This is a genomic window from Staphylococcus sp. HMSC13A10 (assembly GCF_001808005.1).
GTDB lineage: Bacteria > Bacillota > Bacilli > Staphylococcales > Staphylococcaceae > Staphylococcus > Staphylococcus pasteuri.
On record NZ_KV791823.1, the window covers coordinates 1 to 14,556 of the forward strand.

Consider the following 14,556-nt stretch of genomic DNA (forward strand, 5'->3'; position numbering starts at 1 on the left):
GCATAACTCCCTCTAACGAATCAATTCGTAAGAGGGAGTAAAAAAAAGTAGTAAACCTCAAGTGTCTAAAGGTTTACTACTTTATTTGAACGTCGTTTCCAACGTTAGTCTTTTACGGGCATATAAAAGGGGATTATAAAAATGACCAATACATAAGAACGAAATATATGTGGGGGGAAAGTTCTTTTTGGTATTGATAATCATTTTCAAATATTATTATACACGACTGAGAATCGTTGTCAATTAGAATCCTGAAAATTTTATGATTTATTATTAAAAGGATTAAGAAATCCCTCAACCAAAGCATTTTTGCTTAAATATCCCTACAAAAATAGTTCTCAATACTGATAATAACACCATTGAAAGTATGATAAAATTTAGTTAACAACATAACTCGTTATGACAATACATAATAATGCGTTGAACTCTTTCAATTTACCTAAGATTATTACGTTTTAAAGTAGGATGTATAAACAATACTTTTATATTTTACTTAATAACAAAAGACATTGAAATGAGGCCACTTTGACATAAACAAAAATAATCACATTAACTTTTACATATTTATTAATTTATGATACATATTTATAACATACAAAATATTTATTTCAAACATATATAGTCATATTAAGAGGTGCAAAAATGACAAATATTTTATTAGTAGAAGATGAACAAAATTTAGCTCGGTTTATCGAACTTGAATTAACACATGAAAATTATCAAGTTGATATTGAAAATGATGGTGCCACTGGTCTCGAAAAAGCACTAAATAAAACATATGATCTTATTATCTTAGATTTGATGTTACCAAACATTAATGGACTTGAGATATGTAGACAAATTCGTCAAGAACAAACCATACCTATAATTATTATTACAGCTAAAAGTGATACTTATGATAAAGTCGCTGGACTGGATTATGGCGCCGATGATTATATTGTTAAACCATTTGATATTGAAGAATTACTTGCTCGTATTAGAGCAATTCTGCGACGCCAACCTCAAAAGGATACTATTAATATTAATGGTATTGTTTTAGATAAAGAAGCATTCGAAGTAACAGTTGATGGTACACAACTCGACTTAACTAAAACTGAATATGATTTATTTTATATCCTGGCAGAAAATAGAAATCACGTATTACAACGTGAACAAATATTAGATCATGTTTGGGGTTATAATTTTGAAGTTGAAACCAATGTAGTAGATGTTTATATCAGGTATTTAAGAAATAAACTCAAACCTTTTGGTAAAGATAAAGTGATTGAAACCGTTCGCGGTGTTGGGTACGTGATACGATGATGAAACAACGAAAACTCAAATACAAATGGATGTTAATTACAACTTTAATTACGTTTGTCACAATTGTTCTATTTTGTTTAATCATCATCTTTTTTCTGAAAGAAGCACTACATAATAGTGAATTAGATGAAGCAGAGAAAAGTTCCAATGACATTATCAATTTATTACACTCTAAGCCACCAGAAGATATATCTGCACTAGACTTAAACGCGTCACTAGAGAATTTTCAAGAAGTGTCTATATTTGATGATAAAGGTAAAAAATTACTTCAAACAACTAGTGAAAATTTACCTACAATACCTTCAAATGTAGGACTATCACATCCAGAACGTGTAAAAGTCGTTAATTATAAAGGCGTTGACTACTTAGTCATCACCGAACGCATTCATTCCAAAAAGTTCGATGGTTATAGTATATTGGTTCATTCATTAGAAAGTTATGAACATCTTGTTCAATCTTTATATATTGTTGCAATAGCATTTGGTTTAATTGCGACATTTGTCACAGCTATGGTGAGTTACATTTTCTCATCTCAAATTACAAAACCAATTGTCACAATGTCTAATAAGATGAATCAAATTCGACGTGATGGCTTCCAAAACAAACTAGAACTAACTACCAATTACGAAGAAACAGATAATCTAATATGCACATTTAATGAAATGATGTTTCATATTGAAGAATCTTTTAATCAGCAACGTCAATTTGTGGAAGATGCGTCTCATGAACTTAGAACGCCACTACAAATTATCCAAGGTCATTTAAACTTGATTCAAAGATGGGGGAAAAAAGATCCTGCAGTATTAGAAGAATCTCTTAATATTTCACTTGAAGAAATGAATCGTATTACTAAACTTGTAGAAGAATTACTTTTATTAACAAAAGATAATGTAAATAGCGGACAATCTCAAGAAGAACTTGTAGATATTAATTCTGAAATATTATCTAGAGTTAAATCTTTAAAACAATTACATCCTGATTATACTTTCGATATCGATTTAGATGAGAAGCCGATTAAACTTCAAATGAATCGACATCAATTTGAGCAACTCATTTTAATTTTTATTGATAATGCGATGAAATATGATAATGAAAATAAATATATCCAAATACGCACTCAATTAAAAAATAAACAAACGAGTATTGAAATCACTGACCATGGTCTTGGTATTCCTAAACAAGATTTAGAATTTATATTCGACCGTTTCTACCGTGTTGATAAATCACGTGCACGTAGTCAAGGTGGTAATGGCTTAGGCTTATCAATTGCTGATAAAATTGTTCAATTAAATGGTGGATTCATTCAAGTCGAAAGTGAAGTCAATCAATTTACAACCTTTAGAATTATCTTCTAAAAACAAATCATTAAACGTTGACTTTATATCATTGATTCTTATATTTAACTATTTAAATTCAAAATGTATATTAAGCAACCGTTCACCCAATCAATTCATATATTTCAATTAATTCAGAACCAAAATTATCTTGGTTCTGTTTTTTTACAATAATAGGTAAATCCACTTTAACAAAATTTGAAATAATGCTATTATTGTGTTGTAAGCGTTTCAACATTTTTGTGGAGGGTGGAATATGACAAAGGACAAGAGAGAAGTTACAGAGGCACCTGTAAACTTCGGCGCAAATCTAGGGTTAATGCTAGATTTATATGATGATTATCTACAAGATCCTTCATCAGTACCCGAAGATTTACAAGTCCTATTTAGTACAATTCAAACAGGGGAAGCTCATATCGAGGCTAAACCAGCCGCAAATGGCGGTGGTTCACAATCTGGTGACAGCACAATTAAACGTGTCATGAGATTAATCGATAATATTAGACAATACGGACATTTAAAAGCAGATATTTATCCAGTCAATCCTCCAGAGCGTAAACATATTCCTAAATTAGAAATAGAAGATTTCGATTTAGACCAAGCCACTTTGGAAAACATTTCAGCTGGAATCGTATCAGAACATTTTACTGATATTTACGATAATGCTTATGAAGCCATTGTTCGTATGGAAAAAAGATACAAAGGACCAATTGCGTTTGAATACACGCATATTAATAATAATAAAGAGCGTGTATGGTTAAAACGCCGTATCGAAACACCTTACAAAGCTACATTAAATAATCAACAAAAAACAGAATTATTTAACAAATTAGCTCATGTAGAAGGATTCGAAAAATATCTACACAAAAACTTTGTAGGTGCTAAACGTTTTTCAATCGAAGGTGTTGATACGTTAGTTCCAATGTTACAACAAACAATCACTCGTGCTGGTGAAGAAGGTATTACTAATATTCAAATTGGTATGGCACACCGTGGTCGATTAAATGTATTGACTCACGTTTTAGAAAAACCTTATGAAATGATGATTTCAGAATTCATGCATACTGATCCAATGAAGTTCTTACCAGAAGACGGTAGTTTAGAACTAACAGCTGGTTGGACAGGCGATGTTAAATATCACTTAGGCGGTATTAAAACAACTGACTCATACGGTATTGAACAACGAATTGCTCTAGCAAATAATCCAAGTCATTTGGAAATTGTAGCACCCGTTGTTGAAGGTCGTACGCGTGCTGCCCAAGATAATACTCAACAAGCCGGTGCACCACAAACTGACTTCCATAGAGCGATGCCAATTATTATTCATGGTGATGCTGCATATCCAGGTCAAGGTATTAACTTTGAAACAATGAACTTAGGAGATCTTGAAGGTTATTCTACAGGTGGTTCATTGCACATCGTTACAAATAATAGAATTGGTTTCACTACTGAACCAACAGATGGTCGCTCAACAACATATTCTACTGACGTTGCAAAAGGCTATGACGTGCCAATTTTACATGTCAATGCTGATGACGTAGAAGCAACAATTGAGGCGATTGATATTGCAATGGAATTCCGTAAAGAATTCCACAAAGATGTCGTTATTGATTTAGTTGGTTACAGACGTTATGGACATAATGAAATGGATGAACCTTCTATCACAAATCCATTACCATATCATAATATCCGCAAGCATGATTCTGTAGAACTTGTTTATGGTAAGAAATTAGTCGAAGAAGGCATTATCAGTGAAGACGAAATGAATCAAATCATTGATAACGTTCAAAAAGAAATGCGTGCAGCGCATGACAAAATCGACAAATCAGATAAAATGGATAATCCAGATATGGAAAAACCTGAGGCATTACAACAACCATTGCAAAGTGATGATAAAGAATTCTCATTCGATCACTTAAAAGAAATCAATGATGCAATGTTAACTTATCCTGAAGGTTTCAACGTTCTGAAAAAACTAAATAAAGTTCTTGAAAAACGTAGAGAACCATTTGAAAAAGAAGATGGCTTAGTTGATTGGGCTCAAGCTGAACAACTTGCTTTTGCTACAATTTTACAAGATGGAACGTCAATTCGATTAACTGGTCAAGATAGTGAAAGAGGTACATTCAGTCACCGTCATGCGGTACTACACGATGAAGAAAATGGGGACACATATACTCCGTTACATCATGTACCTGACCAAAAAGCGACATTCGACATTCATAATTCACCATTATCAGAAGCAGCAGTTGTAGGTTTCGAATATGGTTATAATGTTGAAAATAAAGGTAGCTTTAATATTTGGGAAGCACAATACGGGGACTTCTCAAACATGGCTCAAATGATGTTTGATAACTTCTTATCAAGTGCGCGTGCAAAATGGGGCGAACGTTCAGGTTTAACATTGTTCTTACCACATTCTTATGAAGGACAAGGTCCAGAACATTCATCAGCACGACTTGAAAGATTTTTACAACTTGCAGCTGAAAATAACAGTACTGTAGTTAATTTATCTAGTGCAAGTAACTACTTCCATTTATTACGTGCACAAGCAGCAAGTTTAGATTCTGAAGAAATGAGACCATTGATTGTAATGTCACCTAAAAGTTTATTACGTAATAAAACAGTGGCTAAACCAATTAATGAGTTTACATCTGGTGGTTTCCAACCAGTTCTTGCTGAAGAATATGATGCAAATAAAGTGAAAAAAGTTATTTTAGCGTCAGGTAAAGTATTTATAGACTTAAAAGAATATTTAGCTAAAAATCCAGATGAGTCTGTATTACTTGTAGCTGTCGAAAGATTATATCCATTCCCAGAAGATGAAATTAAAGCTATTTTCGATGAATTACCAAACCTTGAGACAGTGTCTTGGGTACAAGAAGAACCTAAAAACCAAGGTGCATGGTTATTCGTTTATCCATACCTTAAATCACTTGTTGGCGATAAATATAATTTAAGTTATCATGGAAGAATCCAAAGGGCAGCACCAGCTGAAGGTGACGGTGAAATCCACAAACTTGTTCAAAATAATATTATTGAAAGTAGCATTACTAAATAAATAGGGGGAAATTTAAAATGCCAGAGGTTAAAGTTCCAGAATTAGCAGAATCAATTACAGAAGGTACCATTGCAGAGTGGTTAAAAAATGTTGGAGATAGCGTAGATAAAGGTGAAGCTATTCTTGAATTAGAAACAGATAAAGTTAACGTAGAAGTTGTATCAGAAGAAGCAGGTGTATTATCAGAACAACTTGCTAACGAAGGCGACACAGTTGAAGTAGGTCAAGCTATCGCAGTTGTTGGTGAAGGTAGTGGTAATGCATCAAGTGGTTCATCAGATAATCAAACTCCACAAAATAATGATGAAACTAATAAAGACGATCAACAAGCTAAAGAAACAACTCAACAATCAAATGATAATAATCAATCATCTGATCAATCACAAGATGATTCATCTAATAACCAATTTGTTAAAGCAACACCTTCAGCGCGTCGTCATGCACGTGCAAATGGCGTTGACTTAAACGAAGTGGCTGGAAAATCAAACGACGTTGTAAGAAAAGAAGATATTAATAACAATCAAAACCAACAACAATCATCACAAAGTGATAACAAACCTTCTGGTAATGAAGCTAAAAAATCAAGCGACAAACCATCTAAACCAGTTATTCGTGAAAAAATGTCACGCAGAAAGAAAACAGCTGCTAAAAAATTATTAGAAGTATCTAATAACACAGCAATGTTAACAACTTTCAATGAAGTTGATATGACTAACGTTATGGATTTACGTAAACGTAAGAAAGAACAATTCATTAAAGATCACGATGGTACTAAATTAGGTTTCATGTCATTCTTCACTAAAGCTGCAGTAGCTGCACTTAAAAAATATCCTGAAGTTAACGCTGAAATTGATGGCGAAGACATGATTACTAAACAATACTATGATATTGGTATTGCCGTTTCTACTGAAGATGGATTACTAGTACCATTCGTAAGAGATTGTGATAAGAAAAACTTCGCTGAAATCGAAGAAGAAATCGCAAACTTAGCTGTTAAAGCACGCGACAAAAAATTAGGCTTAGACGATATGGTTAACGGTTCATTTACTATTACTAATGGTGGTATCTTCGGTTCAATGATGAGTACACCAATTATTAATGGTAGCCAAGCTGCAATTTTAGGTATGCACTCAATCATTACACGTCCAATTGCAATCGATAAAGATACAATTGAAAATCGTCCAATGATGTACATTGCTTTAAGTTATGACCACAGAATCATCGATGGTAAAGAAGCAGTAGGATTCCTAAAAACAATTAAAGAATTAATTGAAAATCCTGAAGATTTATTATTAGAATCTTAATTTTATATTCGTAAATTGAATAAAATAAAAACAACGGGGATTCGTTTCTCCGTTGTTTTTTTATAATTAATACTATAGTTGTATATCACTTTTAAATGTTGAATGATAATATGATTTTAATAATGAAATTAAGTAATGAATGATAAGGTGAAAATGATGAATACAGATGCTATTGTTGCGGATAAAATATATAAAACGATAAATCATAAAGAAATAATAAAGGGGATATCTATGTCTATCCCTCAACATACGATTACGCTTATACAAGGACATAATGGAACAGGCAAAAGTATTACTTTGAAAATGATTGCCCAACTTTTAAAACCTTCAACTGGATCAATTAATGTTAATGGTACTGTGAGTTATGTTCCAGATGCATTTCCTCCTTATCTTAATTTAACGATAGCTGAATATATTAAATATCTGATTCATACATATAACTTAAACAAAAATGACTCATTTCTTAATACTGCATTAGATAAATTTCAATTAACTCCATTTTTAAATCAAAAAATTAAAGATTGTTCAAAGGGAACTCAACAAAAGGTTAATATATTACAATGTTTATTAGCGGAAGCAGATGTATACATTTTAGATGAGCCTTTTAATGGACTAGATGATAGTTCTCTAAACTATTTAATTCATATATTGAATAAATTAAAACATACTGCAACAATTATTTTAACTTCACACGAAGCGCATATTCATAACAATATTATCACTCATATTTACAATATCGAGACCAATCAATTAACAAAGCTTAGTGACAAACAATATCATTATAAAATTATAACTATTCAAGCAAGTGATGAATTAAAATTCAAGCAATTCTATAGTGAAATCGCTCAACAATTCAAATTAACAACACTAGAAAATGATAAAGATGATATTTTCAATATTAAAATTGAAGATAAACAAATGAATGCAATACTTTTGGAATTAATCAAAGCTGGCTTTCCAATTAAAAAGGTAAAAGAGGAGAGTGACATTTAATGACAATGTTCAATTATCAATTTAAGAAATTGATACGATCTTATACCTATATTCCTCCTTATGCATTATTTATCGTTTGGATTATTCTGTTATATGTATATAGTGGGCAACCTGTACTTTCAGCATACGCTTCAGCCACTATCATATTGTTACCAGTTGCCGCTTGGTTAACTATTAATAATTTTAAATTAGAGTCAAATACTGAAAGACAATTACTATTTATTCAAAATCAATCTAAATTAAAGTATCTAACTAACAAATTGATATTCAGTTTTATTATTATGATTCCACTGATTTTGTTTTCTATAATATATCCAATAATATTGCACAGTTTTTCTGAACATCTAACAATATCCAAATTATTTTTAGGTCTTTATCTACATATACTTGTCATAATTATAGGAATGATCATTGGAGCCGTTATTAATACTCAAAACATATTATCAAAAAGATATAGTTGGTTACTTTTAATATTGATTGTTTTATTATCAATATTAAGACAAACAGTAATTCAACATTATCCAATATCAAAATTCATTTTATGGATAATCCCACCAATTGGTGATGTTATACAATATTATCAACTATCCTTAACTGAAATTTTATCAACTGATTTTTTATTATTAAATATATGGTTTGTGATATATATTATTTTAAGCTCTACCTTACTTTATTATATTTTCTCTAAAACCGAGTATCTATAAAAGAACGTCCTAATACTGTTTGAATTTAACTGTTAAAAGCATAGCTTACTATGTCGCTATTAACATCATTCAAAGATTAGGACGTTTTATAATTATATTTTAATAAAGCATGAAGACTTCAATAATTGCTAAAATAAGAAACACAACAAAAGCAATTAGAAAATATTTAAAACTTGGTTTTTGTTTATTTTGTAAATTTGTAAAAACTTGTATACCTGAATAAACAGCAATTAATACAGTAATTGCAAATATAATCCACATACTGGACATATGATATGCCTCCTTCACTAATCTCTATATTTACATTTTAATATACTTTCTCGATAATACCAAAATGAATTTTTGTTCAAATATGAAAAATTAATTACAAACAACTTTACACTTGGTGAATATTTTGAATTTTATACACGTTTCAAGTTATTTTCTAATAGAGTTCATCATATAAATCATGGTTAAAATACGTTATAATAATAGAGTAAAGATAAATGATTAGGGGTGTCAGTAGATGAGCGGAATTAGAAGCGTCACGTTAGGTACAAGTGACTTATCTAAAACGAAAGAATTATTCGAAAATATATTAGGTTTAAATTCATCTGAGAAAGGCGACAACGCATTAAGATTTGGCGATGCTGATTTAAATCCAGGAACACGTATACATTTTGTTGAAGTTCCAAACAATGACTATCAAAATTCACATATAGATAGTGTAGGATTAAGAACACCGTCAGATTCTGGTTTGGATGAATATCAAGATATATTAAATCAACATCAAATATCTTTTAGCTCAATTACTGAACTCAATGGTAATATGCATTTTAACTTTGAGGATCATAACCAACAATTGTTTGATATCTATTCTAACGAACATAATACAGGTGTCCCTTTAGGTATGCCATCATTTGAAAGTACTGTAAATCCATTACATCAAATTCAAGGTTTAGGACCTGTTATTCTTAAAGTGAATGAATTATCTATTACAGCTTCAATTCTTAATAAAGTATTTGGTTTACATATATTTGCTGAATATCTTCCTTCTGAAGAAGCTACTCAAGCCATTCAAGTATTTAAAATAGGTGAAGGTGGACTTGGAGGCGAGCTTCATTTGTATGAAGCAGAGAACGAAATTACTAATCAAGAAAATGAAATGATAGAACAGGTTGAATTTTCAACAAATAGTAAAGCTGATTTTGAAAATGCTAAACAAACTTTAAAAGAAATTGGCATTCCATATCAAACATTACAACAAGATGATTCCGAATCATTAAGAATCACGGAAAATAGTGGTATTTCTTTTATATACACACTAGATAAATAATTTAAATATTCATAAAGGTAGGGAACAATAGATGTTACATGAAACGTGGAAAGAACGCACACCAATTAAAAAAGTTGAGGTTACGAATACAGATGCTAAAAAATTTACTGTATCTGATATGTTAACTGTTGGTAAGCAATATGATGTAATAAATGAAACAGAAGAATATTATCAAATCATTGATAATTCTGGTTTAGTTGGTGGCTATTATAAAACATACTTTAAAGAAGTTTAATTTCCTAATATTTTAAAGTTAACTTTACTAAAAGTAGATAAAACAATAGTCAACAAGACTAAGACAATTGGAAAGTACAACCCACATGTCTTAGTCTTTTTCATATTAAAAAGGAGCATGCAAATAATGGCACAATCACAATATAAAAACTCAGATGTTTCCGTATTTAACGATGCGAAAGCACTATTTGATTTAAATAAAAATATATTATTAAAAGGGCCTACAGGTTCTGGTAAAACTAAACTTGCCGAAACATTAAGTGAAGTTGTAGATACACCAATGTATCAAGTTAACTGTTCAGTTGATTTAGATGCTGAAAGTTTATTAGGCTTTAAAACAATTAAAACTAACGAACAAGGTCATCAAGAAATAGTATTTATAGATGGACCAGTAATCAAAGCAATGAAAGAAGGCCATATTCTATATATTGATGAAATTAACATGGCTAAACCTGAAACATTACCAATTCTTAATGGTGTATTAGACTATCGTCGTCGAATTACGAATCCATTTACAGGTGAAGTGATTCAAGCTAAACCTGGATTCAACGTTATTGCAGCAATTAATGAAGGCTATGTCGGTACATTACCGATGAACGAAGCACTTAAAAACCGTTTCGTAGTTATCCAAGTTGATTATATTGATGGAGACATTCTTAGCAACGTTATTAAAGAGCAAAGTCGTTTACAAGATGATGCCATCATCAAACAAATTATTAAGTTCAATGAAGATCTACGCATAATGTCAAAACAAGGTCAAATCTCTGAAGAAGCAGCAAGTATTCGTGCCCTCATTGACTTAAGTGATTTAATTACAGTAATGCCAATTGAACGTGCCATCAAACGTACAATCATCGATAAACTTGAAGATGAAAGAGAACAACAAGCAATTATTAACGCAATAGAACTTAACTTTTAGAGAGGGATTATTATGAGCGACCGTTTCATAAAATTTAACGATGAACAATTAGATGCTAAACAAGTTATGATGTTGCAAGACTTAGCACGTTTACTTTTAAAAAATGAACAAACGCAAGTCAAAATTCAAAAATTCCCTTTTTATAATCCATTTAACAATACATTAATTACTAGTTGGTTTTGGTCTCATCGCTCAAAACCCGTTGAAGAAGCAGGTCTAAAAACGGATGTTATGTTAGCTGCTTATGGATATTATATGATGGATGTAGATATTACTAATGAAGTACTTCATAACGATGAATTTAATCATCCTAAATTTTTCCAACAATTATTCAAATTATTGGAAGATATGCGTATTTTTAATGAAATCAAAACTATGCGACCAAGCACAGCAAAATATATTGATTTACGCTTGAAAACTAGACTCACATTTACTGAATCACAAATTAATGTATACAAAACAAAAACACTATATACAGACTTATTATTTTTATATTTAGAACACGCTTTTATAAAGCAAAATTTCTATGATGTTCCATCAATTCACCCTAAATTCGATGATGTATTAGTAAATATGTATCAATATTTACCTAATTTTTTCCAAAACAAATCTTCAGAAGACAATATGTATTTAGCAGAACGTATATTATATCAAGTTGACGACTTACTAAAAGAAGATATGTTAAACGAATATTATTATATTCCTAAAAATTTATACGAAGATATTCAAGCTGAAACATTCGAAGATTTGAAACGTACAGATGCAGCAAATACTGATGGCCACGATCAAACGCAAGAAGATACTGATGCAGTTACGGCAGAAGCTGAAACTAAATCTGCAGACAGTCAATCTGAAGGTGGCGCTTATTTAGAAATGGAACTTCATGAAGGTGAAAATAGTGATGTTATGGCAGATAATGATACTGCTAGAGAAGGCGACTCGTCTGATGATATGACAGACATGATGACCAAAAAAGGGAAAGGGTCACAAAATACATTAGACCGTGAAGAAGGCGGGTTTATTGGACAAAATAGTGCATTCGCATTAGAAGGTATCAATCAAAATGTCGAAATTGAGTGGAAAGTCCCTGATATTTTACCTGAATATCTTCAATTATATGAAGACGTCAAACATGATGTTCAATTTGAAATTAAAGATTTAATAAAAATTATTAAAAAGACAATCGAAAGAGAACATCAAGATGAACGTCATAATTTAACTAAAGGTCGACTACAAAAAGACTTAATTAATTGGTTTATAGATGATCAATACAAATTATTTTATAAAAAACAGGACTTAAGTCAATCGTTTGATGCAACGTTCACTTTATTAATTGATGCTTCTGCAAGCATGCATGACAAAATGGATGAAACGATAAAAGGCGTTGTACTTTTCCATGAAACATTACGAGAATTAAATGTTAAACATGAGATACTTGCATTTAATGAGGATGCTTTCGACTCTGATGATTCTAAGCAACCCAATATTTTTGATGAAATCATTCATTATGACTATTCTACAATGAAAAAAGATGGTCCTCGTATTATGGCACTAGAACCACAAGATGATAATCGTGATGGTGTAGCCATACGCGTTGCTAGCGATAGACTGATTCGACGCAGTCATAACCAACGATTTTTAATTGTCTTTTCAGATGGGGAACCTTCTGCATATAATTACAGTCAAGATGGTATTATAGATACTTATGAAGCAGTGGAAAATGCAAGAAAATACGGTATTGAAGTCTTTAATGTATTTTTAAGTCAGGAGCCAATAACAGAAGATATAGAACAAACGATTCATAATATCTATGGTCAGTATTCTATATTTGTTGAAGGTGTAGAACATCTTCCTAGTTTATTATCTCCATTATTGAAAAAACTCTTACTTAAATCTTTTTAAAAATTTGTCTAATTATGAAATTTAAATGAAGTAAGTGTTTAAATTTTCTGAAATTATATAGACTTACAAATTATATTTATGCTAGAATATTTAATGTTGCATATTTAATTATAAAGGAGCAGCATTATGAATAAGAATACATGGATTGTAGGGTTCATGCTATTTGCTATGTTCTTTGGTGCAGGTAATTTAATCTTCCCAACGAATTTAGGTTTAGATAGTGGACACTTTTTCTGGCCTGCGATTCTCGCTTTTGCATTAACTGGGATAGGATTGCCTTTACTTGGCGTCGTGGTTGGTGCACTTGATAAACAAGGTTATATTGGCGCATTTAATAAAATTTCACCTATATTTTCAATTATTTTTTTAATTGTTATTTACTTAACTATTGGACCTTTGTTTGCCATACCTCGTACGGCATCAACATCATTTGAGATGACAATAACTCCAATTGCACATTCACATGGTAATCTAACATTATTTATTTTTACGTTAATATATTTCATTATCGTATTATATTTATGTATCAATCCTAATAAAATGGTTGATCGTATAGGTTCATTATTAACACCTTTATTATTAATTACTATATTAGCTATGATTATTAAAGGGTTTATTGATTTTAGTAGTCATTCTTCAAGTCATGGGAAAACAGAACTGTTTAACAATAATATCGGTAGTTTTTCACAAGGCTTTACACAAGGTTACTTAACTATGGATGCTATTGCTGCAATAGCATTTTCTATGATTGTAGTTAATGCGATAAAAGCCACTGGTGTTAATCACGCAGATAAAATTTTCAAACAAACGTTAATTGCTGGATTAATAGCAGCTGTAGCATTAGTTTTTATTTATATATCACTTGGATTTATCGGAAATCATATCGATGTCTCAGATGCAAAATTAAAAGCATTAGCCGCGAAAGACCAAAATGTAGGTACATATTTATTAACTACTATGGCATCAACAGGTTTCGGAACATTTGGTAAGTATTTATTAGGTATTATTGTTGCATTAGCTTGCTTAACAACGGCATGTGGATTAATTGTAGCTGTTAGTGAATATTTCCATCGAATTATTCCTAAAATATCTTATAAGACATATGTTGTGTTCTTTACAATTGTTAGCTTTATTATTGCTAATCAAGGTTTAAATGCAGTGATTACGATGTCACAACCCGTTCTTAGTGTCATCTATCCAGTAGCGATTACAGTAGTTTTATTAATATTATTAGCTAGATTTATTCCAACAAAGCCAATTACACAACAAATTACTGTTATAGTAGTTGCAATCGTATCGATTTTAAGTGTAATTCACACACAAGGGTGGTTAAAACTTAACTTTATGGATTATCTTTGGTTAAAAGATTATTCATTAGAATGGTTCCCAATTGCTGTTATTACAACAATTATTGCATATATTATCGGTGCATTTATTAAACAACAACCTATCGTCTATCAAAAAGAATAAATCATAGAAAAATAGCCA

Annotated in this window: 12 protein-coding genes; 11 read left to right on the top strand and 1 reads right to left on the bottom strand. The window is 30.9% G+C overall.

What is annotated here, in order from left to right; all coding sequences use genetic code 11:
- Positions 1–642: 642 nt before the first annotated feature.
- The 6 genes from HMPREF3125_RS00010 (at position 643) to HMPREF3125_RS00035 (ending at position 8,698) form a co-directional block, all read left to right on the top strand.
- Positions 643–1,302, top strand: a complete 660-nt coding sequence (locus HMPREF3125_RS00010; protein ID WP_070451174.1) for a response regulator transcription factor — start codon at positions 643–645, stop codon at positions 1,300–1,302.
- On the top strand, positions 1,299–2,657 hold the full coding sequence (locus HMPREF3125_RS00015; protein ID WP_017638001.1) for a HAMP domain-containing sensor histidine kinase: 1,359 nt from the start codon (positions 1,299–1,301) through the stop codon (positions 2,655–2,657). Before HMPREF3125_RS00010 ends, HMPREF3125_RS00015 begins: the two co-directional genes overlap by 4 nt.
- Positions 2,658–2,892: 235 nt before the next feature.
- Positions 2,893–5,697, top strand: a complete 2,805-nt coding sequence (locus HMPREF3125_RS00020) for a 2-oxoglutarate dehydrogenase E1 component (RefSeq protein ID WP_017638000.1) — start codon at positions 2,893–2,895, stop codon at positions 5,695–5,697.
- Positions 5,698–5,714: 17 nt separating this feature from the next.
- Positions 5,715–7,001 (top strand): dihydrolipoyllysine-residue succinyltransferase, encoded by a 1,287-nt coding sequence (gene sucB, locus HMPREF3125_RS00025; RefSeq protein WP_029055355.1) that lies wholly within the window; start codon positions 5,715–5,717, stop codon positions 6,999–7,001.
- 156 nt (positions 7,002–7,157) lie between these two features.
- Positions 7,158–7,994, top strand: a complete 837-nt coding sequence (locus HMPREF3125_RS00030; protein ID WP_070451176.1) for an ATP-binding cassette domain-containing protein — start codon at positions 7,158–7,160, stop codon at positions 7,992–7,994.
- Positions 7,994–8,698, top strand: a complete 705-nt coding sequence (locus HMPREF3125_RS00035; RefSeq protein WP_046466675.1) for a hypothetical protein — start codon at positions 7,994–7,996, stop codon at positions 8,696–8,698. The genes HMPREF3125_RS00030 and HMPREF3125_RS00035 overlap by 1 nt, the downstream gene beginning before the upstream one ends.
- Before the next feature lie 99 nt (positions 8,699–8,797).
- Here HMPREF3125_RS00035 and HMPREF3125_RS00040 read toward each other — a convergent pair whose 3' ends face one another.
- Positions 8,798–8,968 carry a hypothetical protein gene (locus HMPREF3125_RS00040; protein WP_029055356.1) on the bottom strand — a complete coding sequence of 57 codons (171 nt, stop codon included), beginning with the start codon at positions 8,966–8,968 and terminating at the stop codon, positions 8,798–8,800.
- 235 nt (positions 8,969–9,203) lie between these two features.
- Between HMPREF3125_RS00040 and HMPREF3125_RS00045 the strand changes: the two genes are divergently transcribed.
- From HMPREF3125_RS00045 to brnQ, 5 genes are all read left to right on the top strand, one after another.
- Entirely contained in the window at positions 9,204–10,013 is an 810-nt protein-coding gene (locus HMPREF3125_RS00045) for a VOC family protein (protein WP_070451179.1), read from the top strand.
- Between the two features lie 31 nt (positions 10,014–10,044).
- Positions 10,045–10,248, top strand: coding sequence for a DUF6501 family protein (locus HMPREF3125_RS00050; RefSeq protein WP_002451189.1), 204 nt, complete (start codon positions 10,045–10,047; stop codon positions 10,246–10,248).
- Between the two features lie 126 nt (positions 10,249–10,374).
- Positions 10,375–11,166: an ATP-binding protein gene (locus tag HMPREF3125_RS00055; RefSeq protein WP_070451183.1), complete on the top strand. Its 792-nt coding sequence runs from the start codon at positions 10,375–10,377 to the stop codon at positions 11,164–11,166.
- Positions 11,167–11,178: 12 nt separating this feature from the next.
- Positions 11,179–13,068, top strand: coding sequence for a vWA domain-containing protein (locus HMPREF3125_RS00060; protein WP_070451185.1), 1,890 nt, complete (start codon positions 11,179–11,181; stop codon positions 13,066–13,068).
- A 126-nt stretch (positions 13,069–13,194) separates the two neighbouring features.
- Positions 13,195–14,538: a branched-chain amino acid-like transporter carrier protein BrnQ3 gene (gene brnQ, locus HMPREF3125_RS00065; RefSeq protein WP_017636525.1), complete on the top strand. Its 1,344-nt coding sequence runs from the start codon at positions 13,195–13,197 to the stop codon at positions 14,536–14,538.
- The last annotated feature ends 18 nt before the right edge of the window (positions 14,539–14,556 follow it).